27 protein-coding genes are annotated in these 23,483 nt (G+C 56.2%); 25 read left to right on the plus strand and 2 right to left on the minus strand.

The window, feature by feature from the left end:
- The first annotated feature begins 6 nt into the window (after nt 1–6).
- The gene (gene flgL / locus LCF59_RS10885) at nt 7–1,272 is read left to right on the plus strand and encodes a flagellar hook-associated protein FlgL (protein ID WP_292287494.1); all 1,266 of its coding nucleotides are present in this window, start codon (nt 7–9) and stop codon (nt 1,270–1,272) included.
- 94 nt (nt 1,273–1,366) lie between these two features.
- Here flgL and LCF59_RS10890 read toward each other — a convergent pair whose 3' ends face one another.
- Complete coding sequence (locus LCF59_RS10890; RefSeq protein ID WP_292287495.1) at nt 1,367–1,615, minus strand: hypothetical protein; 249 nt, start codon at nt 1,613–1,615, stop codon at nt 1,367–1,369.
- A gap of 208 nt (nt 1,616–1,823) precedes the next feature.
- Here LCF59_RS10890 and LCF59_RS10895 point away from each other — a divergent pair, with 208 nt between their 5' ends.
- From LCF59_RS10895 to LCF59_RS10915, 5 genes are all read left to right on the plus strand, one after another.
- Complete coding sequence (locus LCF59_RS10895; protein WP_292287496.1) at nt 1,824–2,627, plus strand: flagellar hook-basal body protein; 804 nt, start codon at nt 1,824–1,826, stop codon at nt 2,625–2,627.
- 277 nt (nt 2,628–2,904) lie between these two features.
- On the plus strand, nt 2,905–3,363 hold the full coding sequence (locus LCF59_RS10900; RefSeq protein WP_292287497.1) for a DUF882 domain-containing protein: 459 nt from the start codon (nt 2,905–2,907) through the stop codon (nt 3,361–3,363).
- Between the two features lie 104 nt (nt 3,364–3,467).
- Nucleotides 3,468–4,253 carry an AAA family ATPase gene (locus LCF59_RS10905; RefSeq protein ID WP_292287498.1) on the plus strand — a complete coding sequence of 262 codons (786 nt, stop codon included), beginning with the start codon at nt 3,468–3,470 and terminating at the stop codon, nt 4,251–4,253.
- A gap of 10 nt (nt 4,254–4,263) precedes the next feature.
- Complete coding sequence (locus LCF59_RS10910; RefSeq protein ID WP_292287499.1) at nt 4,264–4,983, plus strand: sigma-70 family RNA polymerase sigma factor; 720 nt, start codon at nt 4,264–4,266, stop codon at nt 4,981–4,983.
- A gap of 23 nt (nt 4,984–5,006) precedes the next feature.
- Nucleotides 5,007–5,405: a hypothetical protein gene (locus tag LCF59_RS10915; RefSeq protein WP_292287500.1), complete on the plus strand. Its 399-nt coding sequence runs from the start codon at nt 5,007–5,009 to the stop codon at nt 5,403–5,405.
- Nucleotides 5,406–5,456: 51 nt separating this feature from the next.
- Here LCF59_RS10915 and LCF59_RS10920 read toward each other — a convergent pair whose 3' ends face one another.
- Nucleotides 5,457–6,560, minus strand: a complete 1,104-nt coding sequence (locus LCF59_RS10920) for a sigma 54-interacting transcriptional regulator (RefSeq protein ID WP_292287501.1) — start codon at nt 6,558–6,560, stop codon at nt 5,457–5,459.
- A 259-nt stretch (nt 6,561–6,819) separates the two neighbouring features.
- Between LCF59_RS10920 and LCF59_RS10925 the strand changes: the two genes are divergently transcribed.
- From LCF59_RS10925 to LCF59_RS11015, 19 genes are all read left to right on the plus strand, one after another.
- On the plus strand, nt 6,820–7,986 hold the full coding sequence (locus tag LCF59_RS10925) for a sigma 54-interacting transcriptional regulator (RefSeq protein ID WP_292287502.1): 1,167 nt from the start codon (nt 6,820–6,822) through the stop codon (nt 7,984–7,986).
- A gap of 12 nt (nt 7,987–7,998) precedes the next feature.
- Complete coding sequence (fliE, locus tag LCF59_RS10930) at nt 7,999–8,337, plus strand: flagellar hook-basal body complex protein FliE (protein WP_292287503.1); 339 nt, start codon at nt 7,999–8,001, stop codon at nt 8,335–8,337.
- 43 nt (nt 8,338–8,380) lie between these two features.
- Complete coding sequence (fliF, locus tag LCF59_RS10935) at nt 8,381–10,228, plus strand: flagellar basal-body MS-ring/collar protein FliF (RefSeq protein WP_292287504.1); 1,848 nt, start codon at nt 8,381–8,383, stop codon at nt 10,226–10,228.
- Between the two features lie 23 nt (nt 10,229–10,251).
- Nucleotides 10,252–11,292 (plus strand): flagellar motor switch protein FliG, encoded by a 1,041-nt coding sequence (gene fliG, locus LCF59_RS10940; RefSeq protein ID WP_292287505.1) that lies wholly within the window; start codon nt 10,252–10,254, stop codon nt 11,290–11,292.
- Nucleotides 11,292–12,206, plus strand: coding sequence for a FliH/SctL family protein (locus tag LCF59_RS10945; protein ID WP_292287542.1), 915 nt, complete (start codon nt 11,292–11,294; stop codon nt 12,204–12,206). Before fliG ends, LCF59_RS10945 begins: the two co-directional genes overlap by 1 nt.
- Before the next feature lie 2 nt (nt 12,207–12,208).
- Complete coding sequence (locus tag LCF59_RS10950; RefSeq protein ID WP_292287506.1) at nt 12,209–13,543, plus strand: FliI/YscN family ATPase; 1,335 nt, start codon at nt 12,209–12,211, stop codon at nt 13,541–13,543.
- Entirely contained in the window at nt 13,543–13,962 is a 420-nt protein-coding gene (locus LCF59_RS10955) for a hypothetical protein (RefSeq protein ID WP_292287507.1), read from the plus strand. The genes LCF59_RS10950 and LCF59_RS10955 overlap by 1 nt, the downstream gene beginning before the upstream one ends.
- 99 nt (nt 13,963–14,061) lie before the next feature.
- On the plus strand, nt 14,062–16,065 hold the full coding sequence (locus LCF59_RS10960; RefSeq protein ID WP_292287508.1) for a flagellar hook-length control protein FliK: 2,004 nt from the start codon (nt 14,062–14,064) through the stop codon (nt 16,063–16,065).
- 22 nt (nt 16,066–16,087) lie between these two features.
- The gene (fliL, locus tag LCF59_RS10965; protein ID WP_292287509.1) at nt 16,088–16,684 is read left to right on the plus strand and encodes a flagellar basal body-associated protein FliL; all 597 of its coding nucleotides are present in this window, start codon (nt 16,088–16,090) and stop codon (nt 16,682–16,684) included.
- A gap of 15 nt (nt 16,685–16,699) precedes the next feature.
- Nucleotides 16,700–17,668 carry a flagellar motor switch protein FliM gene (fliM, locus tag LCF59_RS10970; protein ID WP_292287510.1) on the plus strand — a complete coding sequence of 323 codons (969 nt, stop codon included), beginning with the start codon at nt 16,700–16,702 and terminating at the stop codon, nt 17,666–17,668.
- Nucleotides 17,669–17,695: 27 nt separating this feature from the next.
- Nucleotides 17,696–17,995, plus strand: coding sequence for a flagellar motor switch protein FliN (gene fliN / locus LCF59_RS10975; RefSeq protein WP_292287511.1), 300 nt, complete (start codon nt 17,696–17,698; stop codon nt 17,993–17,995).
- A gap of 37 nt (nt 17,996–18,032) precedes the next feature.
- Nucleotides 18,033–18,326, plus strand: coding sequence for a hypothetical protein (locus tag LCF59_RS10980; RefSeq protein ID WP_292287512.1), 294 nt, complete (start codon nt 18,033–18,035; stop codon nt 18,324–18,326).
- Between the two features lie 73 nt (nt 18,327–18,399).
- Entirely contained in the window at nt 18,400–19,119 is a 720-nt protein-coding gene (gene fliP, locus LCF59_RS10985) for a flagellar type III secretion system pore protein FliP (protein WP_292287543.1), read from the plus strand.
- A 4-nt stretch (nt 19,120–19,123) separates the two neighbouring features.
- Nucleotides 19,124–19,390, plus strand: coding sequence for a flagellar biosynthesis protein FliQ (fliQ, locus tag LCF59_RS10990; protein WP_292287513.1), 267 nt, complete (start codon nt 19,124–19,126; stop codon nt 19,388–19,390).
- Entirely contained in the window at nt 19,387–20,208 is an 822-nt protein-coding gene (gene fliR, locus LCF59_RS10995) for a flagellar biosynthetic protein FliR (protein ID WP_292287514.1), read from the plus strand. Before fliQ ends, fliR begins: the two co-directional genes overlap by 4 nt.
- On the plus strand, nt 20,208–21,359 hold the full coding sequence (locus LCF59_RS11000) for an EscU/YscU/HrcU family type III secretion system export apparatus switch protein (RefSeq protein WP_292287515.1): 1,152 nt from the start codon (nt 20,208–20,210) through the stop codon (nt 21,357–21,359). Before fliR ends, LCF59_RS11000 begins: the two co-directional genes overlap by 1 nt.
- Complete coding sequence (locus tag LCF59_RS11005; RefSeq protein ID WP_292287516.1) at nt 21,356–21,589, plus strand: hypothetical protein; 234 nt, start codon at nt 21,356–21,358, stop codon at nt 21,587–21,589. The genes LCF59_RS11000 and LCF59_RS11005 overlap by 4 nt, the downstream gene beginning before the upstream one ends.
- 214 nt (nt 21,590–21,803) lie before the next feature.
- Nucleotides 21,804–22,637, plus strand: a complete 834-nt coding sequence (locus LCF59_RS11010; protein WP_292287517.1) for a hypothetical protein — start codon at nt 21,804–21,806, stop codon at nt 22,635–22,637.
- Nucleotides 22,637–23,401 carry a DUF2628 domain-containing protein gene (locus LCF59_RS11015; RefSeq protein WP_292287518.1) on the plus strand — a complete coding sequence of 255 codons (765 nt, stop codon included), beginning with the start codon at nt 22,637–22,639 and terminating at the stop codon, nt 23,399–23,401. The genes LCF59_RS11010 and LCF59_RS11015 overlap by 1 nt, the downstream gene beginning before the upstream one ends.
- Nucleotides 23,402–23,483: the final 82 nt, after the last annotated feature.

The following is a 23,483-nucleotide window of genomic DNA, read 5'->3' on the forward strand; positions in this document are numbered from 1 at the left end:
CCAACCATGTCTGTTTCGACCAAACTTTTCACTGACCAGATGCTGAATCGCTTTTCGGGGATCAATGAAGAAATCGAACTCCGTCAAACCCAGATTTCCACCGGACAAGAGATAAACCAAGCCTCGGACAAGCCGCTTGATGCTGTCAGGCTATCCGCGCTGGAAGAACGCTCAACCCAGCTTGCCGGTTTCGAGCGCAACGTCAGAACAGCGCAGGAAAGCCTGACGCTGGCGGATACAGAACTGACATCGGCATTCGACAGGTTGACGCGGCTGCGTGAAATCGCGACGGCCGCCGACAGTGACACCTTCGCGCCAATCGACCGTGAGGCGTTTCGCGTTGAAGTTTCCCAGATACGCAGCGCGCTTGTCGGTCTGGCTAACACGCGTACACCGGATGGCCAGGCGATTTTTGGTGGATATGCCACGGATATCACGCCATTCGAGCAAAATGCCGATGGGGAAATAGAGTTCAAAGGAGATGGCGGGGAACATACGCTTGCGGCGTCCGAAACCATGCGGTTTCCGACCTCGGTAAATGGCGGGCGCGTGTTCATGCAAGTCGAGACATCTTCGGGGATGTCCAGTATTTTCGACATCGTTGATAGTTTTGAGGCGGCGCTATCCACCAAGGAATCCATTCAGGACAGCCTGTCAGGACCCGGTGAACCCGGGCTGTCGTTGCGATTCAATGGCGACCGGATGCCTCGCGACGTGAGCTTTGTGATCGAGGGGCCTTCGGGCCGCGAGACTGTCAATGTCAGTGAAGTTGTTGGCGGATCGAGCGACCGCCTGATCGACGCGATCAATGCGCAAAGCGAGGCCACGGGCATCACCGCCGAGCTGTCGCAGGACGGGCGCTTGCAGCTTTCCGCCAATAGTGGAACGGTCACGATCTCTGAACTCGACGTGGAGGGTGTTACCCTCGCCAGCAAGGATCCCAAATTTACCTTCACCACTGATGACGTGCCGGAGCAGACCCTCGCACCGGCTGCACAGAAACTGGGGGCGCAGTTGACCAAGCTGATCGACGCGGGTCAACACATCGCGCTGTCGCGAACCACGGTCGGGGCGAGGCTGCAGCGAGCCGAGGCGCAGGAGGAAACCCTGCAAACCAGATCCGTCGCGCTGGATACGCAGATAAATGACCTGTCCGCGGCAGATCTGGAACGGGTGATCACGGAACTGCAAAGTCTTTTGGTCAATCGCGACGCGGCGCGACAGGCCTATTCCAAAATCAGCCAAAGCAGTCTTTTCGATTTCTTGAACTAAAGCCTCCCGCTGTTAACCCGCGACATTGGTGCTCTGAGTCTGACGTATATTATCGGGGACCCCGGATAAGGATATATCCGGCCGTTCCGGTCCACTAGAAGGGCTTGGGCCTTTCGTTTTGGTGCGCCAGATCGTCGTAGATCGCGGCCTCAAGATTATCGACGCTGGAATAGCTGCCGCGCCGGATGCACGTTTTTGTAATCTCGGCGAAGAAACGTTCGACCAGGTTCATCCACGAAGCGCTGGCCGACGTGAAGTAGAGCTTGAAGCACGGGGTGAAGGGCGTCTTTTGGGTGGCATCCAGCGGTTTTCCTGCACCGTTTTGGAAATCAATTTCAACCATGTTGCCATGGGGCGCGGTGGCACCCGCGAGAGCCGTGTCTTGTCGCCTTTGAGACCGGCCAGCCTTTCCTGAAGATACCTTTGTTGCCGTCGCCAGACTGTGGGCTTCGACTTGTTTTCCGCGCTTTGTGTAACACGCTATGGGGCTGCGCACAGTTTTGGCACGGTTCCTGCAACGACACTTGCGATTGTACTGAAGGAGACCGCAAATGTTCGGGACTATCCTGTCCGGCATGTCAACGTCGATGTTCGAAATATCCACCGTATCGAATAACGTGGCAAACGCCGGAACCACAGCGTTTCGAAAGAGCACAGCCAGTTTTACGGATCTCTACAGTGGTGCGTCGCCAGAGACGGTGTCGCGTACATCAACAGGGGTAGGCAGCTTAGTGGAACAGACTCGCCAAAGCACCAAGCAGGGCGGGTTCATGGAACGTGAAGGGGTTTTGAATATGGCCCTAAGTGGAAACGGCATGTTTGTCACAACCACGCCCAACCCTGACGGCACGCCTTCCAACACGTTGAGCTATACCCGGGATGGTGAGTTTTCACTGGATGAAAACGGCGTTCTTCGGTCGTCGACCAACGACATCGTGTTTGGCTACGATGGTGAAGGTGGAGGAGCCTTGCAGCAAATTTCAGTGCCGTTCATCAATGAGAACGATGTTCAATTGACCGCAATCGAAGTCGCTTCGGACGGCAGAATGATGGCGACCTATGGCTCTGAAGAGCCGGTCGTCGCTGGCCAGATTGCTGTGGCCTTGTTTGCCAATTCCACATCATTGCGGCAGCTTGGTATGGGGCGTTTCCAGGAATCCGTGACATCCGGAGCGCCGATTCTGGGTATCGCCGGCACCGAGGGGTTTGGTCGTGTTCTGACCGGGACGCTTGAATCTTCGAACGTTGACCTGACGACCGAATTGACAAGCATGATCCGCGCGCAGCAGCAGTTTTCGGGTTCGTCACGCATTCTTCAGACATATTCCGACATGATCGAAAAGCTGACACGCTGAGTGATCACCGCATAGGGCTGCATCTTATGCATGTTGTTTTATGACACAAAAAGCCCATGTCACACGCCGCGCAGTTCTTGCTGGCGCGCTTTGCTCGCCAGCCTTGGCGCATGGCGCGCCGCTTGTTGATATGTCAACGGGTGGCAGCTTGTTCAGCAACACGGCTTTTCGTCCGCCGGAAGGGGACACGCAGGGGCTTTTGCATATGTTCGGCGACCCGGAACCGGACCTACCGCCAGATGTATCGTTGGCGCCACGGCAAGCACCGCTTTTCGGCATGTCGCGACCGCTGCGCCTGGCGTTGGGAAATGCGAATACTGGCGAAAAAATGACACTGAAAGTGGCGGCGCGCGCGCCGTTCAGCCCGTCGGAGAAACGCCAGCTTGATCATTTCCTGCGCGATTGGCGGCAAAACGAAATTCAGGAAATTGACGGTGCCGTGCTGCAAGCGCTCTTGCGGATATGCGAGGATGTTGCGCCCGAAGGCGGCGCACTGAACGTGCGGATCACGTCAGGATATCGCAGTCGCAAAACCAACGACTTGTTGCGCCGTATGGGCAAGAAAGCGGCGCGCAATTCACTGCATATGCAGGCGCGTGCGATCGACTTTTCCTTGCCGGACGTGCCGATGAAGACGCTGTCGCGCGTCGCAAGGCAGGTCTGCCCGGGTGGTGTGGGCACGTATTCGACATTTGTGCATGTCGATAGTGGGCCACAGCGCAGTTGGAGCGCCTGATGGGCGAGGAGTTGCCGGGTATATCAGGGAGTTCAGAGCTAAATTTCGCAGTCTTTCGGTTTTTGGCGCGAATTATGCTGAGTAGCAGCATCGAGGGTGGATAGATGGCAACGGTAATCACGATTGCAAGCGGAAAAGGGGGCGTGGGGAAATCCTCGTTGGCTACCAATTTCGCGTTGCGTCTGCAAAAGTCGTCCGGTCGGGCGCTTCTGGTGGACTCAGACCTCCTGATGGCCAACTCGCATATCCTGCTTGATCTTCAGCCCGAGTTCGATTTGATCGATGTCTTGCAGGCCCGCTGCACGCTACGTGAGGCGATCGAGGTTGTGGATGGTGGTCTGTCTGTGTTGGCCGGTCGCACGGGTGCAAGCGTTGCAATCGACAAGGTTGAAGACCCCCTACAAAGTGTGTTGTCCGAATTGCGACAGCTAAAGGATGCTTTTAGTTATATTGTGGTCGATGCCCCTGCTGGTGCAGGACAAGACCTGATCAACACTCTTGCAAATTCCGATCGCGTTCTGATTGTTCTCTTGGCGCAGGCGACAAGTTTTGTGGATGCCTATGCGCTGATCAAGAATTCCTACCTGGAACGCGGAATCGCTGAATATTCAGTTGTTGTGAACATGGTCAACAGCGAGCGACAGGCAAGGGCGGTGTTCGAGAATTTCAGCTATACGGTTAAGGCGTTTTTGCCGGTAGGTCTGACTTACGCGGGGCATTTCAAACATCGCAGGGAAATTTACGAGTCGTCTATAAAATGCGTTCCTATTGTTCAGATGGAAGACAAGCATGAACAGATCAAAAATTTTGATTTGGTTCTCAGGCAAATCCTGCACGCTCCACATAATGCCCTGCGGCACGATCCAATGCCCTTGAATATATCGGGGTAAAGGCGCGGTGGTGAATTGTTATCCGACAGATACACGAAATATTGAACGAATTGTTCGTGAACATGAGGGGCTCGTCCGAAGGGTTGCACACCATGTCCATTTTCGGGTTCGGTCAATTGTCGAATATGAGGACTTGCTTCAAATCGGATTGATTGGCCTGATAGAAGCTGCCCAGCGGTATTCGCGGCAGGATGGCGTTTCATTTGAAAATTACGCGGTCCTGCGTGTCCGAGGCGCAATGCATGACTATCTGCGAAAAAATTCCGTGTTGTGTCGAAAATCGATCAAGATTAACCAGTTGATCAACTCGGCCAAGACGAAGCTGATGCAGGATCTGGGCCGCACCCCAGAAAAGCACGAATTGGCTGCAGCTGTGTCGATGACGCTGAATGAATACACGCAGTGGGAACAGACCTTGAATGCAAGCTATCAGAATTCTATTCAAGATGAATACGATGAGCATTCGATGTGGTTCGCTTCAGAGGATGCCCCCGCCGAACAAAGGCTGGATCGCGAGCGCTTGAAAGAAACGCTGCTGGCTGCGTTGAGAACTTTGCCCGAACGGGAAATGCTTGTACTCCAACTTTATTATGTTGAAGAGCTGAACGTCTACGAGATCGCTGCGGTTCTTGACGTGACACCGGGGCGCGTTTCTCAAATCAAGTCGGCAGCGTTCAAGAAAATGCAGCCGTTGCTCAAGGGTCATGCCGATGACGCCCGGAACGTCTGAGCGGGCCCGGCTTGGAGGATGCTTTGGAAAAGATAACTACAGTGCAGTTGTCGGTGCAGTCCGCCGAGGCGATTATGGTAGGTCACGACAAGAAACCGCAACTGTTGGTAAACGGGACGCTGATGAATTTGGCCAGAGGCCATATCGTGTTACACGTTCAAACCCGTGAAATTTCTCATGTTGGAGGCATTGGTGAGCTTGACATCGACGATACGCGGCCTGTCATGCAAGCGCATCTGCACGTATCGTATAGTCAGTTTTCCAGTCTTTTAAAGCTGTTGCGGAGCGACCCGCCCCGGCCGCCTTCGGCCGTCATCGCCCTGAAAGATGAATTGTTAACCTCGCCTGAGGGGTATCTTGTCCTGGAAGGTCGACGGCGTTGTATGATCGCGGATGTTTCTTGGAGTATTCCGATCCTGTAATGCGGCCCGTCCCCAACCAGTACCCCGAGCGAAATATGGACTTGTTTATTTTTAGGAGTCGCTATCAATTTTGTATTTACGCATCTTTGCAATCAAGGTTGTTCGTTTTAAAGAAAGCATGTTGGCAGCCTTTGTCGTACTGTAATCTGCCAGCTTCAGCGCGGTAGTAATATAGTTCAGTTCGATGTTGCTAAGGTGATCTTTCAAACAAAACGGCTGGTCGCTGCGCAACGTTTGCATCGCATCAATGTCCGATTTTTGTATCTCGATCGGCTCTGAATTTCGCTCCGAGGATGTGGTTCGCGCCACCGAGGCAGGAATCTTGTGAATGGCGCTCCAAAGGTTCGCTTGTTCCTCGACATTTCTTTCGTCAAGGTGGAGCAATTTCCGCACCATAGGCCGGGTCAGTGGCTGGCCGCGCGAAAATACAGCGGCCCGCTGGAGAAAGTTTTTCAACTCTCGCACATTACCGGGCCATTCGTAATGCATCAGCTCTTCCATGCCGTCCAGTTCCACAGGGGGTGGAACAAGGCCCGAGCCGTCGTTTTCAATCTGGTTGGATATAGCCGAAACGAGTTCGGGTATATCCTGAACTCGATGTTTGAGTGATGGCACACGGATGACGACCACCGACAAACGGTACAGCAAGTCTTCGCGGAAGTCACCTTCGTGTAACTTTCCATTGAGGTCCTTGTGTGTCGCACAGACAAGGCGAAAATCTACAGGCCGCTCGGTGTTCGATCCAAGACGGCTGATCTTGCGCGTTTCGATGACGCGAAGCAGCTTGGCCTGAAGCTCCAGTGGCATGTCACCGATTTCGTCCAGAAAGAGCGTGCCCCGCGCGGCATCTTCAAAGCGCCCTTTGCGAGTTGTGCTTGCGCCAGTGAAGGCCCCTTTTTCATGCCCGAAAAGTTCCGCTTCAAGCAGGTCGCGCGGGATTGCTGCGCAGTTGACGCAAATCAGTTTGCCTTTCCGACCGGACATCGCGTGCAAGGCTTGCACAACAAGTTCTTTTCCTGCGCCGGTTGGTCCGGTTGTCAAAACATTGACGTTGTAGGTCGAGACGTTCTCAATTTCCTGACGCATCCGCACGACGGCTGGCGAGGTGCCTCCAATTGCCTTGAAATCTGAAATTTTCGTTGAAGGCGCGGTCATTGCAATTCTTCCGAATGTCAAAATAGTGATCTTAGTAGCTGTGCAGCAAGTGAACTAGTCCAACACGTTTCTACCCGATGAACGAGGGTTGGCGATATATATTATCAATTGATCTCGTCATACAAAGCAAGAGAGATTGGGCATGCATAATCTATGCTTTTAGTCATACTAAAGTTAGTAATCTAAATATTTAGATATCCAATGGATATTCAGTTATTTTGGCACACAGCTTGCCTTTATAGAGGCGGAGGTGGACGCCATGTATCGTGCCATTATACAGATTGAAAACTTTCGATTGGGCCAGGCCCTGGTTGATACTCTGTCAGATCATGCAGTTTCGGTGCGCCGGGTCTGTGACACAAGCTGCGATGAAAAGCGCCCGAACACGGATTTCCTGATCCTCTCGCAGGAACATGCAGACGTACTTGGGGGGCAATCCGGTGTGGTCGAGTTGGCGCGCAAAATGGGAGCCAGATCTGTTCTCGTGGTCAATGAGACGGCCAGCGGTTTCTGCATTACGTCTGAATTGGGCGGCAAGATTGTTCATCTCGGACTTGGCGATGATATCTGCCCGCAATACGCTCTTCTATTCATTGCAACGCTTGTGCATGGTTCCGGGCGCGCGATGGTGCGCAACCCGCACGTCAAGACACTTTTCGCAATGGCGGCACGTGTCGCAAACTCCGATGTCAGTGTCTTTATCAACGGGCCGACCGGCAGCGGCAAAGAGATCATGGCAAGGTATATCCACAGCCAGTCAAAGCGCGCGGGCGGCGAGTTCGTGGCGATCAACTGTGCGGCCATCCCCGACAATATGCTGGAGGCGATGTTGTTCGGGCATGAAAAAGGATCGTTCACCGGCGCGTCCAAGGCCAATGTTGGCCTGATCCGGGCTGCGGACGGTGGCACATTGCTGCTGGATGAAATCTCGGAAATGTCCCTACCGTTGCAGGCGAAACTACTGCGCGCCATTCAAGAGCTTGCGGTCACTCCGCTTGGCGGCAACCGTCAGATCGAGGTCGATGTCCGCATCCTCGCCACGTCGAACCGCGACATGTCGGCCGAGTGTCTCGCCGGGCGCTTTCGCGAGGACCTGTTTTATAGGCTGAACGTGTTTCCTGTCACGACCATGCCGCTGTCGGCCCGACGCGACGATATTCTACCCATCGCACAAGAGCTGTTGGTCCGTCATGTCAAGGATGTCGCGGAAATCCCGTTGCTGGCGCACTGCGCCGTCGCCCTGTTGGAAGCGCATGACTGGCCGGGCAACATCCGTGAACTGGAAAACGTGATGCAGCGCGCGCTTGTTCTGAAAACCGGGACGACCATCACGGCCGATGCCATCATGATCGACCAGATAGCAAGGCCGTCGCCCATTATTCAAGCCGGCACGCCAAGCGCTTGGCCCGGAGCGCACGGACTATAGGAGGCACAGTATATGAACAGGATCGACCCGGTCACCTCGACCATGTCGCTGAATGCGGCGGATGCAATCAATCGCGCCCGGGACATGTCGGCGCGGGCGTCCGGTGCGTTGCCGGCCAGCCCGTCGAACGAGCCAAGCTTTGCCGACAGGATGCGCCAGTCGCTGGACGCGGTGGCGAATGCACAGACTGAGGCGAGCGAAATGCGCCGCGATTTCGAAACCGGGAAGGAAACGGATTTGACCAAGGTGATGGTCGCGCAACAGGTTTCTTCGCTTGGTTTCCAGTTGACGCTGAACGTCCGAAACAAGGCTTTGACTGCATATAAAGACATCATGAACATGCCCGTCTAAGGGTGGAAAATCGAGTAGAAACAAGTGCGTGAAAAGCTAGCCCATGACGGATAATTCCACAAACACGTCGCTCGCACCGGCGCGAAACGGCTTTGCGCAGCGCGTGACAATGACCATGAACGACCTGCGCATGTTCTACATGCAGCCAGCGGTACAGCGTGCTTTTCCCGTTGTGGCGGCTGCCCTTCTGGTGGTTCTGGGGCTTATTTTTTATGTCGCATTGCAGACGCCGCAGCGCACGACGCTGTTTGCATCCTTACCCGAGGCCGAGAAGGCCGCGGTTATGGATGCGTTGCGCAATAACGGCACCGATGTTCAGATCGATCCGGTCGGCGGTGAGGTGACTGTTCCCGTTGCGGATTATTACACCGCCCGCATGACCCTTGCCGCTCAGGGGTTGCCGCAGTCGATGCCAGATGGCTACAGCATGTTGACTGATATGCCGATGGGCACCAGCCGATCTGTTGAAACCATGCGTCTGAAACAAACGCAGGAAGTCGAACTTGCCCGGTCGATCAATGAAATCGACGTTGTTTCCGCCTCGCGCGTGCATCTTGCAATCCCGGAACGCTCTGCTTTTGCACGCAATGCTCAGGCACCAACCGCGTCAGTTTTTGTCCAGGTGAAGCCGGGTCGCAGCCTGTCGTCACAGCAGGTGACGGCGATTGTGAATCTGGTTTCGTCTTCTGTTGCCAATTTGTCGAAGACAAGCGTGACGGTTGTCGATCAAAACGGTCGGCTGTTGTCCGATACGGTTGACGATCCTGCGACGACGCTGGCCGATCGACAGCTGGAATATCAACTCAAGCTCGAGGAAATCTATCGCGCGCGCATCGAAACCTTGCTGACCCCGATCGTCGGGCCTGGCCATGTATCGGCACAGGTCAGTCTGGAAATCGACTTTACCCGTCGGGAAGTAACAGAGGATCTTGTGATGCCGGGCGAGTCTGGCTTGCTTAGCGAACAGAACGCGCTCGAAGAGGAGGTAGTGGAAAGAGCCAGAGGGATTCCCGGCGCCATTAGCAACACGCCGCCACCCGCTGCGGAACTTGAAGGCAACAACGGAAACGCCAATGTTCCAGATGCCGGTGACGGTGAAAATGAAGATAACCCAGATGGGGGGGGCGAGGCCGGGCAGAATGAAAATACTGCGAACACCGTGACCAACGGCCAGGGCACCCGCCTGCGATCCACGAACAATCTAAGAAACTACGAGATGAGCCGCCGTGTTTCGTCGGAAAGCAGCCCTCTTGCCCAAATAAAGGGTGTCCATGTTGCGGTTTTGGTGCGTGAACGCCAGCCCACAGGGGAAGCTACGGAAGAGGGGGCAATAAGCGAGATTTCGGTCGGCCTTGATCCCTCCCGCATCGAAGATGTCAAAGCGCTGGTCGAACGCACCGTGGGGATCAACGCCGCTCGCGGTGACACTCTGATCGTGTCAAGCCTGCCATTCATTTCGCCCGAGGCCGTGATCGCGTCGTTGTCCGAGGGTACGGAATTTTCCTGGTACGAGGATCCTTGGGTGCGCGAGATGATGCGCAACCTGTTGATGCTGATGGTTCTGGCGGTCGTGGTTCTTGGCCTGATCAAGCCACTTTTGACCCAGTTCCTCGCGGCACCCTCTGACGGGCAGGGGCCGAATGTCATCACGACAGAGGACGGCGAGATTATCGACATGGACACGATCGATTTGGAAGAGGGCCAATCCCTTGAAGAGATCAAGGCCAAGCTCAAGCCGAAGAAAAGTTCGATCTCGGTCGAGATGCTGGATACCGCCAACAGCTATGACGACAAGGTCGCGCTGATCCGGATGATTGTCGGTGACGAGGCCGGGCGCGTTTCGAACGTCTTCAAGGCGATGATGGAAGAAGACATGGATCAAAGTACGTGATCCACGAATAGGGACTGAAACGGATGGATGGTACCAAGGTCGAACCAACCGATGCGTCGGAAATCACGGAACATCTGAGCGGGACGCAGAAATCCGCGATCATGATGATGCTGTTGGGTGAAGAGGAGGCTGCCGAGATCCTCAAGAACCTCAGCCCGCGCGAGGTGCAGCATCTGGGGGCGGCGATGTATTCGGTGCGCAACACCGATCAGGAAACGGTTAATGCCGTACTGGACGAGTTCCTGGCCATCATCAAGCAGCAGACCAGCCTTGGGCTCGGAGCTGGAAACTACATCCGCAACGTGCTCAGCCGTGCTTTGGGAGAGGACAAGGCGCAATCCGTTCTCAGCCGTATCACGCCAGCCAGCAGTGAACGCCCGATCGAAATACTCGACTGGATGGACGCGCGATCGATCGCCGAACTTGTTCAAGATGAGCATCCACAGATCATTGCCTTGGTCGTGTCCTATCTCGATTACAGTCTTGCCTCGGACGTTCTGAACCTGTTGGGCGACGATTTGCAGCCAGAGGTCGTGCAGCGCATCGCGACATTGGAAACCGTCGACCCTGAAGCCCTGAGGGAGCTGGAAAAGGTCATGCAGGAAAAGTTCAAGGCCAATACCAGCCTGCGGTCGTCCAAGGTCGGCGGCGTCAAGGCGGCGGCGAAGATCATGAACTTTACCAAGTCCAATACCGAACGCCGTATCATGGGGTCCATCAAGCGCCGCGACAAGGAACTGATGCAGGCAATTCAGGAGAACATGTTCACCTTTGAAAATCTGGGCATGTCCGACGACCGGTCCTTGCAGACCCTTTTGCGGTCAATTGATACCGAGGATCTCATCATGAGCATGAAGGGTGCAGATGACGAACTTCAAAACAAGCTGTTTGGCTGCATGTCGACGCGCGCGGCGGCCAATATCAAGGACGAAATGGAGGTTCTTGGCCCTGTCCGCCTGACCGAGGTGCAAAGGGCGCAGGTCAAAATCATAGAGGTGGCCCGCAAGATGGCCGATGAAGGCACGATCGTCCTTGCCGGTCGGGGCGGGGAGCAAATGGTGTGATGCTTCACCCCGTGTCCGATCTGCAAGCCTCGACAGACAAGGACGGTTACGTCCGGGCCAATGTGTCCGATGCTCTGCAAGGATTGCAGGGCCGTGGGTTTACAAAGGACGGCGACATGCCGCGAAAGGCCGGTGGGTCTTTCCGTCGCCTGACATGGGGCGAACTGGCGGTTGAACACCCGGTTGCCCCGGTCGAACCCGACCCGACCGTGGAGGACGCGGCCGAAGATCACGAATCCGATGTGGTAAAGCGGGAGCGTGCAGACGATGCCGCAGAGCATGCCGAGGCGGTCGCCGAAGATGCACATGCAGCCAGTCAAAGTCATGATCCTCCGTCCGAGATAGCGGATGACCCTCAGCCGGTGCCGGATGTCCCGGTCCAGGTCGAGCCGCCTGCGCCGGTGGTGGACGAGCAAATGCTGCAAAAGATCCGCGACGATGCCTATGCCGAGGGGCTGTCGGCAGGCAAGGCGATGACCGAGAGCGAACGCGAGGCCGAGTTGGCGCAGCAATTCGATCGCTTGCGCGCCCTGGTTGAGCGAATGGAAGCCACGGATGTATTGGATATCGCAACACTGTCCGAAAGCCTCAGGCTGGCCGTCCTCGATCTTGCCTCCCAGCGCGTCGGTTTTCTGCTGACCAAGATGCCGGATATACTGGCGGAGCGGATCGAGATGCTGGTGGAGAACCTGTCTCATCTGTCTGGGCAGCGCGAACTTTTTCTGGCGCCGGATGATGTGTGGCTTGTGCAGAAGAGCTTTCTGGAGCGGCAGCATTCCCCACAACTTCATATTGTCGCCGACCCATCCCTGCGGCGTGGCGATGCACGTTTGCGCATCGGTGGTGCCGAAATGAGTGATCTGATGAGCGAGACGGCGAAACCTGTCACCAAACCCGTGACAGAGACGGTTTAACGATGCTGAACCTTACTGAACAGATCACCCGACCGCTCAAGGGAGGCACCGAGGGAGAGAGCCAGCCAAAACTGAGCGGGCGCGTCTCAAGATATGATGGGTTGCTGCTGGAATGCGACGGTTTCCCGGTCTCGGTGGGATCGATCTGCACTGTCCAGACCGATCAGGGCGATCATGTTCTGGGCGAAGTAATTGGCTACAACGAGGGCCGCAACAAGTTGGTCCTGTACGAATCCGGTGCGCCGGTACGGGCGGGCGCGCGGGTCGATCTGCTGGATCAGGGCACGTCGGTTGATGTGGGAGAGGCGTTTCTTGGGCGGGTTGTCGATGCGCTTGGGAAGCCGCTTGATGATCTGCCGACACCAGTGGGAGCGGAGCGCATTCCGCTCAACGGCAAGATGCTGAACCCTTTGGCACGAAAGCTTATTCCCGGAGCGTTGGATGTGGGCGTACGCGCCGTCAACGGCCTGCTGAGCATTGGGTGCGGTCAAAGGATCGGGATCATCGCCGGCTCGGGTGTCGGTAAATCGGTTTTGCTGGGGATGATGGCACGCCATACATCGGCGGATGTGGTGGTGATCGGCCTGATCGGTGAGCGCGCGCGCGAGGTGGGCGAGATGGTTCGATCCGTTATGAACCCCGAGGCAAGACACCGGATCAGCATCGTGGCGGTGCCTGCTGATCGGTCCCCGCTTTTGCGGATTAGGGCCGCACGCCGCGCCACCGCGATCGCTGAGCATTTCCGTGATCAGGGCAAGAACGTTTTGCTGATCATGGACTCGCTGACACGGGTTGCCCACGCGCAGCGCGAAATCGGCCTCGCCTTGGGTGAAGCGCCCACATCGAAGGGGTATCCGGCGTCAGTGATTTCGATGATCCCGACCTTGATCGAACGCGCCGGCATGGGTGTGGGCGCGCATTCGGGGTCGATCACCGGAATATACACGGTGCTGGCAGATGGGGACGATGGAAATGACCCGGTTGTAGATACGGCGCGGGCCATTCTGGATGGGCATGTGGTGCTTAGCCGGTCGATCGCGCAAATGGGCATCTATCCCGCCATCGATATCCCCGCGTCCATCAGCCGGGTGATGAACGATATCGTCCCACCACAGCAACAAGCGGCCGCCCAAAAGTTCAAGCGGATGGTGTCGCTGTATAATGAGAACCGGGACCTGATGTTGATGGGCGGCTATGTCTCGGGGCAGGATAGCGATCTGGACGAAGCTGTGTCTCTTTGGCCGAGGCTGGTGGAGTACATCCGTCAGGCTCCGGACGCCCGAGCGGATATCAACGAAAGCGCCCGGTTGCTGACCTCTCTCGTGGGGCGGACCTGATGGGGATGCGCAAGGCGAAACTGTTGCGGAACATGGCCCTGAAGGAACAGGCCCGCCTGCCTCATTTCGTCCAGCGGCAACAGGCATTGCAGGTGGAAATAGATCAGATTCAGGCTTTGCTGGAGCGCATGGAGACGCTGCGCGATTACGCCCGTGATCAGACGGTGCAACAGGCCCACAAGCTGCACACCAACCGGTATTACGAACTTCGTCTGATCGAAGAGACCCAAGCACTATCGAACAAGCTGGATTTCCTCACGGTCGAACTGACGAACGTCACCGGGGCGATCGCTCGCATGAGTCACAAGAAACAACTGGTTTCCGACAAGGCCCGGCAGGTTTTGAAAGAAGCACAGCAAGAGCGGGACTCCATGATCGAAGCATCTCAGACGACGTATCGCATTGTTCAGAAGCCATGAAATTCATCGCGCCATACGTCGGGAATTTTCCGTCCCGGCGGGTTGATTGGCATCTGTCTTGCAGAGCTCAATCCAGTCTCTGATTGAATTGGACGCGTGATGACGGCGACGCCGCTTATCAAGGATCAAAGTGTTGTGGCGCACCCGCCTTCAGGCGGCCTCAGGGCTGATGCCACTGCGGTGGGTGATGCTATTTTCGCCGAGATCTTTGCAGCGATCGACATGACGGGCCTGCAGGGTCCTGACCATGCGGGCGATGGGCCTGCAGGGCTATCCCTGATGCCGGGGGCCGACGACGAAAAGCCTGCGAGCGGTGATCCTGTGACCGGGGATGTCGCGCTGTTTGCGAAGATGATGCACCGCGCCAAGGCCGCTTTGGTTGTGCCCGATGCAGACGATCTATCGGATATCCCGCAGACGGCGGATTTGGCGATGCTTGGTGGGGCCGAGGGGCATCTTTCCGTTCTGCGCCTGATCGGGGACCTGGGCGCCACCGATTTACCCGTCGATCTTGATAAGGTCGTGGCCTATCTTTCGCGGCTTCTCAATGGTGAGTCAGGCGCCACGTCCGAAGCTGTGCCGCTGGAAGCGGGTGTGCCACCTGAGTCTGCGAGCGACATGTTGGCCCTTTCGGATGTCGAATTGGCCCTCATGCAGGTGGATGGGCGTTTGGCAATCAGGGTTGCTGGCGCGTTAGAGCGTGTATCAGATGATATCGCCGCTTATGCCAACTTCATAGGGCTGGCGGCGTCTACGCCGCAGCAAGCGACAGGGCAGGCAACGCCGCTGGTGCCGGCCGAGGGTGCGCTCCTTGCCAATGCATCGGCAAGCCCTGCGCCCGCTGCGTCGATGACGACAAGCCAGCCAAAGGGGCAGCCGTTGATAGCTTCGGGGCAAGCGGGCTCGGCATCTGTTCATGCGGCAGTCTCGCTCGAAGCACCATCTGTCTTAATTGCAACGCCGGACGGTCCGGGTGCCGTGGGCGACCAAAAGAGTGACACACCTGTTGCCAAATCTGTCGATAATTTGACAGTCAGGCCTGATGCACCTTCGGCAGTGAACGTTTTTGCCAACCCGGTGGCCCGTATTGCAGATTTTGTTGCGGGGGCCGAGGTCGCTGGTCCAAACGGGGACGCGTTGCGTGATGGAGCCACTTTCCAGCCTGCATCACCAGACGCCGGGTCAAAAGCTGCGGGCGCATTGGTGTCTTTGCTGGGCGTGCAAGCGGCGCCTGCGGAGCAGGGCGCTTTTCAGATGGCTCCCGGTGTACCAACTGCTGACAGTGATCTGATGTATCCGAATATCACCCAGCCCTACGTCGTTTCGGCTGTATCGCCCATGATTGCGGCCAATATGAAAACCGGGCGTATGCTCAGTAGTGAGCAGGCAGACGGACAACAGAGCGATCAACGCGCAGGCCTTGTGCCACAAACTATTATGGCAGGATCGGAGATCCTTGGTGCGCGAGCAGCCGATACGGCTCTTGCTACCATTACGAGGATCGCGCGCGGCGACGCGCCAGCGCAGGCCGAGAACAATCAGAAACCCGCCCCGGACCATCGGGCAACCGGGCAGGCCGTCAGTGACATGGCTAGGACGCCAGCCGCGCAATCGAGCACGCCGTCGCCAGCAGGGTCTTCCAGTGCGGCATCGCCTGTGCCAATGGCCCAGAGCGGCGGTTTGCCAACCGTGCTGGATGTCAGGCGCCAGGGCTGGACCCAGACACTTGTCCAAAGAGCGGCGGGGATGGTGCAGTCGGGTGGCGTTCTGACATTGAAGATACTTCCCCAACATCTGGGGCAAATCACCCTGAAGATGAGCGAAGGCCGCCGTGGTCTGGATTTGCGGATCGTCACCGAAGTGGCATCGACCGCAGCCATGTTGCGCGGGGTTGAAGGCCAGATTTCAAGCGCCTTCGATGGGGCTGGTCTGACACTCGGAGAGTTTTCCGCCAACACTGGCAAAGGGGGCGACACGCCCTTTGACGATGATGGCGACGATAGTGATCCGGCTCTGGCCGGACTGAGCGATTCCGATGAAACCGACGCCCGCATGATATCTGATGACACTGCGCAGCACTCCTTGCTGAACATTATCCTTTAAGCACACGAACCGAGGGCCCCCGATGGCTGATGATGAAGACGAGCCTAAGAAGAAATCTGGTATTCTGAAGATTCTGATATTCGTGGCGGGGGGGCTCGTGGTCCTTGGGATCGGGCTTGGCGCTGGCTATGTCCTGTTCGGGTCACAAGCGGAATCCCCCGAGCAAGTGGCGGCAAACATCATTGAACGCAATAACAACGCCGCCGCCCCGTCCGAAGACGAAGACGACGTGGAGGGTGGCGAGGGCGAAAGCCGTCCGAAACCTGATAAGGTGACCAAGGAAAGCCCGAAGGACGAGGTTTTCCAGACACTCTACTATGAAATTCCCGGCACAATGACGACCAATCTGCGGGATTCTCGTCGATTTCTTCAGGTCGGCGTTGGGGTCTCGACCCGATATGACGACGAGATCCTGAGAAACGTGGAATCCAACTTACCAGCCATCAAGGCAGTGATCCTTGCGACATTAAGCGGCTATGGCGAAGAGGACGTCATCGGACGTGATGCACGCGATGCGATGTCCTTGGAACTGACGAAGGTGATCAACGAGGAACTCGAACTTCTTGAGGGCTTTGGCGGCGTCGAGAGCGTGTTGCTGACATCGTTCGTGATGCAATAGTATGAGCGGTTTTTGATGTCTTCAAAAAAACTCACTCAGGATGAAGTGGATGCCTTGATCAGCAGTCTTGATAAAGACGGCACAGCTTCATCCACAAAGCGGGCCGTTGCGGAACAGGATGTTCGGGAGTTCACCTTTGGCTCTGACGACCTGTCGCTTTTGGGCGATTACTATGCGCTGCGGGTAATAAACGAGCGGTTTGCACGCCTTGCAAGATCGGTGTTCCAGCCGATGTTGCGCGTACAGCCGCGCATCGCGTCGCTGATGCCAAAGGTCCAGACTTTCGACGAATATTGTGTTGATACCAAACCGTTGATGAGCCTGACGACATCGCGCATCGACGAATTGCGCGGCAGCAAGATGATGGTCATCCAGCCCGAGTTCATCTCAACACTGACGAACGCATATTATGGCGGTGATCTGGGCTTGAAGTACAAAGCCCGCAATGAATTCACCACGACGGAAGAGCGTGTGATCGAGATCATCACCGAAGGTCTGAATGCGATGCTGTTGACAGCGTGGCAAGATCTGATGCCACTTACCTTTTCGGACCAGTCGCGGGAGGAAAACCTGCAATTCGCCTCGTTTGTGGATGGCAGCGATACGGTGATCATCTGCTCATTCGAGGTTCAGTTGCCCAAGATCGAGCCAGCCACGATCGACATTCTCTATCCGCTTCAGACGCTCAAGCCGATTGCCGCACAGCTACGGTCGCGCATGCAATCCGAGGTGATAGACGATGACCTGACTTGGCGCGAACGTCTCGAGAGGGCCGTATCGCAGGTGCGCTTGCCGATGAACATTCGATTGAGCAAACCCAAGGTCTCGTTGCGGCAACTTCTTGAAATGGAAACAGGGGACGTGTTCCCGATCCATCTACGCGAGGGCCTGACCGTTCTGGTGCAGGGCCACGAGATGTTCATGGCTGATATCGGTGAAGTTGGCGGTATCAGCGCCATTACGATCACCAAGAAAATGGACTAGCCCCGATAACACGAGAGAGAGATTTCCATGTCTGACGACGAAATCGAAGCACCTACCCGCTCGCGTGAGAGCGAAAAGCTGCGCGCGCTGGAAAACATCGAAGTGGAGATGTCCGTTGAAGTGGGGCGTACCGAGATCTCGATCAGTGACCTGCTGCGCCTCAACGAAGGGTCGGTCGTGGAGCTGGATCGGCTGGCGGGCGAGCCGTTGGATATCCTTGTGAACGGAACGATGATCGCCAAGGGCGAGGTCGTGATGGTCGGCGAGCGGTTTGGCATCCGGTTCTCGGACATCGTGGACCCGGAAAAGCGTGTGGACAAGATCTGATGTCGCGCTTTGGGCACAGCGTCATGCGGTGATGAAAATGTCTTTTCTCTCCCCGGATCTGAAAAGCATCTTGATCGTTCTGGCATTTCTGGGAACGCTTCTTGTTGTGCGGCAGATCATTGTCACCAAGGCGAACAGCATCAAGCAGACCCTTGGGACGCATGATCAACGGATACACTTGCTGGAGGTGTACCGGGTTGAGAAAACTTTAAAGCTTTCCTTGCTCGATATCGAGGGGAACCGCGTTGCCGTATTGCACGGCGCAGGGCGTCATGCGGCCTTGCTCAAGCTTGACGGCCCTCCGGCGGAAAAGCGTGTGCCGGATGCGTGATCTGCGGAAAATCGTGTTATCCATGCCGGTCCTGAAACGATGCCTCGGCCTGTTTTTGGCCAGCCTTGCGGTCATGATATTCTTGCCGTCGCAGCCTTGGGCACAAGAGTCTGTCGAGGGCTTTCCAGCGTTGAACGTCACAACCGGCGAAGATGGCGAAACAACCTATTCACTGTCATTGCAAATCCTTGCCTTGATGACAGTGTTGACGATCCTGCCCTCGTTTGTGTTGGGGGTGACCGCTTTCACCCGGATCATCATCGTGCTTTCAATCTTGCGGCAGGCATTGGGCACCCAGCAAACGCCACCCAACCAGGTTCTGATTTCAATCGCGCTTTTTCTGACATTCTACATCATGGCGCCGACTTTTGACGAGATCTACACGCAAAGCCTGTCACCCTATCTGGACGGGCAGACATCGCCGGAGACGGCGATCGGAAGTGCCGCGTCGATCTTGCGGGAATTTCTCATTCTCAACACCCGCGAATCCGACCTCGTGATGTTCGCCGAGATGGCTGGGGATGCCCCCTATCAATCCAACGACGAGGTTCCCTATTCGGTGCTTTTGCCGGCCTTCATAACATCGGAACTGAAAACTGCGTTTCAAATCGGGTTTCTGCTGTTTCTTCCATTTTTGGTCATCGACCTTGTGATCGCGTCGATCCTGATGTCGCTTGGCATGATGATGCTGAGCCCGATGCTCGTGGCTTTGCCGTTCAAGCTGCTGTTGTTCGTCCTGGTGGACGGATGGGCCATGACCGTGGCGTCGATCGCGTCCACCTATGTGAACTAGCCGGATGGAATTCGACTCCAACATAGAAAGTCTGCGCGGCGCATTTTGGCAAATCATCATGGCGGCGGGGCCCATCCTTGGCGTGGCTCTGGCCGTCGGTCTGTTGATAGGTATCCTGCAAGCCGCGACATCAATCAATGAAATGACGCTGAGTTTCGTCCCCAAACTTGTGATCGTGTTGATCGCGATGGCGTTGCTGTCGACATACATGATGCGGGAAATGGTAGATTATTTCGCAACGATCTTCGAGCAGATCCGCCTGTTGAAATGATTGCGCAAGCCCCAAATCTTGACGATCTTCTGGGGATCGGCGGCGTAGAGCTTCAGCAAGTCTTTGACCTTGGGCTTGTTTTTTTCCTGCATACGCTGCGCCTGAGCGCCTTTTTCCTTTCCGCGCCGTTCTTTGGCGCGGCGGCCATTCCCCTTCAGGCCCGGATCGTCATCAGCGTCACGGTCTCGGCGGCTTTGTTCGGGTTGGTCGAGGTGCCAGACCCCAACAGCCTGCCGTTTCTTGCCCTGATCAGGGTCGCTCTGGTCGAAGTAACGATCGGTCTGGCGATGGGGCTGATCCTGACCATCCTGTTCGCCTCGGTTGCGTTGGCCGGCGAAAAGATCGCGGCCTCCGCCGGTCTGGGGTTCGCGGCGCAGGTTGATCCGAATTCGGGCGGACAGACGCCGGTTGTCAGCCAGATTTTGAACCTGTTCGCGATCGCGGCGTTCCTGTCGCTTAACGGTCATCTTTATTGCATCGCGATTATCCGTATGAGTTACGAGATCCTGCCCCTTGGCCAGCCTTTTGCCTTCGACCAGCTTGTCGGGGCCGGGCTGGATGCCGGAGGACACATGTTCTCAATCGCGTCTACCCTGATGCTTCCCGTGGTCTCGTTGCTGTTGCTGGCCAATTTCACGGTGGGGGTCGTGACACGCTCGGCGCCGCAACTAAACCTGTTCTCGTTCGGATTTCCACTGACGATCCTGGCGTGTTTTTTCGCGCTCTATTTCTCGACCACGCCATTCAGTCTGGCCATTCGTGACATGATTGATTTCATGTTCATGTTTCTCGAAGACAGCTTGATGGATGCGGGCTGATGGCGGAACCGGCAAGCGACGGTCAGGAAAAGACCGAGGAACCTACCCCGAAGCGGCTGGAAAAGGCCAAGGAAGACGGGCAAATCGCCAGCTCCAAAGAGTTATTCGTCTTCTCGACACTGTTCGTGGGTTTCCTGCTGTACCTGCTTTTGTTGCCCTTCATGCCGAGCATTCTCATGGAGTGGGCTTCGCTGTTCCGATTTTCCGGGGAAAATGGACTGCTTGACGAGACGTTTCGCAATCTCTCTTCTGGGTTCGCCTTCATCTTCTGGAAGTCGGTCATTTTTGCGTTTCCATTGCTGATCGTCGTGATCCTGACGCAAATGACGATGTCCGGTTCGATCAACTGGTCCAATTCGGCGTTGGCCTTCAAAGGCAATCGGATCGACCTGCTCAAGGGTCTCAAGCGCATGGTGTCGGTCAAGGCGCTGGTCGAGATGCTCAAGGCGATCGGCAAGGTCGTGTTGCTTATCAGTGCTGCAGTTTTGGTTTTCGCATGGCAAAGCGATACGCTTTTGACATCTCAGCACACGCATCTTTTCGGCGGGGTGTCGCGGATCGGAGATGTGTTTTTGTTGCTGCTTATCGCGTTTCTGCTGGTTCTGGCAGGCATGGGGATCATCGACGTGATCTGGCAGCAGTATCAGCACACCCAGCAATTGCGCATGACCCTTCAGGAAGTGAGGGATGAAAACAAACAGACCGAAGGCTCTCCCGAAGTCAAAGCCAAGATCCGCCGCTTGCAGATGACGGCTGGTTCACGCGCCGAGAAAAGAAAGGCCGCGCTGGAAAGCGTCCCGACAGCCAGTGCGATTATCACCAACCCGACCCATTTTGCCGTGGCCTTGAAATACGAGGTTGGGTCGCCGGGCGCGCCGCTTATCCTTGCGATGGGGCGCGGTTTACAGGCGCAGGAAATCATGGAGATCGGCAAGACAGCCGGGGTGACAGTTTTCCGCAACGAGCTTTTGGCGCGCGCGCTGTTCTTTGCGGGTGAGATCGGCGAGGAAATCCCGCCCCCTCTTTATGCCGCCGTCGCGGCTGTGCTGGCCTTCATCTACCGGCTGAACAAGGAAGAAGATGTCGAGGCCCCTGACGTTGATTTGCCTGACGAAATGCTGTTCGACGAAAACGGAAAGGCACTGTCATGAAACACAAGCCGCCACCGCGCCGCCGCCATCGCAGCCGAGGTGAGTTGATAAGCACAGTGACGTTTCTGGGCGTGGGAGTGTTCTTTGCCGGCGAAACCAGGGTTCTGCTGTCCGAGGGTAACCGGCTTGATGCGGTTATGATGGGGCTTTTCTGTGTGCTGTGTCTGGCCGGTGCTGCGCGGTTCCATATCCACAACCTGTGGCATCTCATCCAGAGCAGGCGAAGATGACCGAAGAAAAGAAAAAACCACGCATCGTATGTGGCGATTGCCGACATCTAGGGGTGACCTATCAACCCTCCCAACCGTGGCGTTGTGGTTTTTTCGGTTTCAAATCACGTGATTTACCGGCGCGCGTCGTGCTGAGGGAGACTGGCATGGAATGTGCATATTATTCTCCGCGGGCGACAAGCCCAAGAAAAGCATGATCACAGGATCCGCAGACATGGCAACACGACCGGTCAAAAAGCCAAAAACACCCGATCTTGATGAAAGCATCCAGATCGCGCTGGATGCAGCTGACGCGTCGATGGACGTGACAGCAGAATTCGAGCGTATTTCATCGCAATTCAGCGCGACCGCCGAGTCCGCGGAGCGGCTGGCCAAGACATCCCGGATCGCTTTGGCGTCAGGCCTTGGCGTCGCTGTGCTGGCGGTGGCGATCATGGGGTTCGTCTGGCAGCGTTCCTCGTCCGGGCTGGAACGGTTGACAGCGACCAATACCGAATTGCTGACCATCTTGGCCGAGAATGTCGATGATCTGGGAAGCGGCATTCAGACTGTTGTCGACCTGAGCCAAAAGAGCGACGATGCCAACGCGCTCATGGTCGAAATGAAAACAGAGCTGGACGGGTTGACCGTGGCTTTGGCGCAGGTCGAGGATATCCAGGTGCAGCTTGCCCAACTCTCCGAGGGCCTTGCACAGATCGAAACCGGCGACATGGCCGCCGAGCGGACCGAGGCGCAGACTGCGGCCTTGGGTGACCGGATCGGCACCCTGAACGGTGAGCTTGCGATGAATGTCTCTTCGAACCTGCGGGACGCGCTCACGGAGCAAACCGGGGAATACCGCAATGTGATCTCGGATTTGTCCGAGGCGATGATGACAGCCTCGCCGGGCGGCCTTGATTCCTCCGCGGTCTCGGAGTTGGAAGCAAGCATCGAAAGCCGTTTGAACGGGTTGAACATGCGGTTGAACCAGATCACCAAATCGGTGTCACAGGCCCCCAAACAACGTAAACAGCCAAGCCCGACTGCTGATGTGATCAAGTTCCCGTAATGGCCACCCAAGCCGTTGACGCGGCCCCCGAAGACACGAAAGAGGCGGCTGCACCGGGCCCCGTCAGGCTTAAGAAGACCAGTGGCAAACGGGTAAGCAAGCACGATCTACTGGCCGATGATGACATAATCCTGGCCGTGAATGGTACGCCCTGGCACAGAATCCAGTCCGTCACCGAGGCGATCACCCGCGTGTTGGATCGCGGCAAGCGCCCTGTGTTGCTAACTGTATATCGCGATCAGAAGCTTTTCAGCCTTTACGTGAACGACCCGATTGATTGCCAGATCGAGGTTCTGACCGCACAGGATGCACAAGACCTGCCGAATGATGGGCTTGCGCGTGCGGCCTCGGAGTTGCGCGGCATGTCGAATTTCGCGGTCTATGCCGACACCCTTGATGATGCCGATATTTTCGAAATGCGCATGTCGTTTCTGGCAATGGCCTTCCCCCCGTTCTGGTTGATTGCACGGAGGTTATGGGCGGCACTGGTCAGTTTTGTTTGCGTTGTTCTGACCGCGTTCGTTTTGAACACGGTGTTCGGAATCGTTATCTATCTTATCTTGTGCGTCTATATCAGCCGCCGACAGCTCCAGATGTTTGAATTTGCGATGCGCAGCGATGGAAAGAAAAAGCGCATGGTTCTTGCAGCGCATGGTGAGGCAGAGGCGCAAAGGCTGGCCATGTCCTTTCACAAAGAACTGAAATTCAGGTTTCCGCTTCCGGAAACGGTAAAGTCCGATCCCGAGGAAGTCAGTGTCGTCTGATACTGAGCGATATCAAAAGCCGAATGCGCAAAGCTCGCTTGAGAGGTGAAGTTGTGTCGAAGTCGCATTGGGTCAGCGTGAA

It is taken from the genome of Marivita sp., from assembly GCF_020055675.1.
GTDB lineage: Bacteria > Pseudomonadota > Alphaproteobacteria > Rhodobacterales > Rhodobacteraceae > Marivita.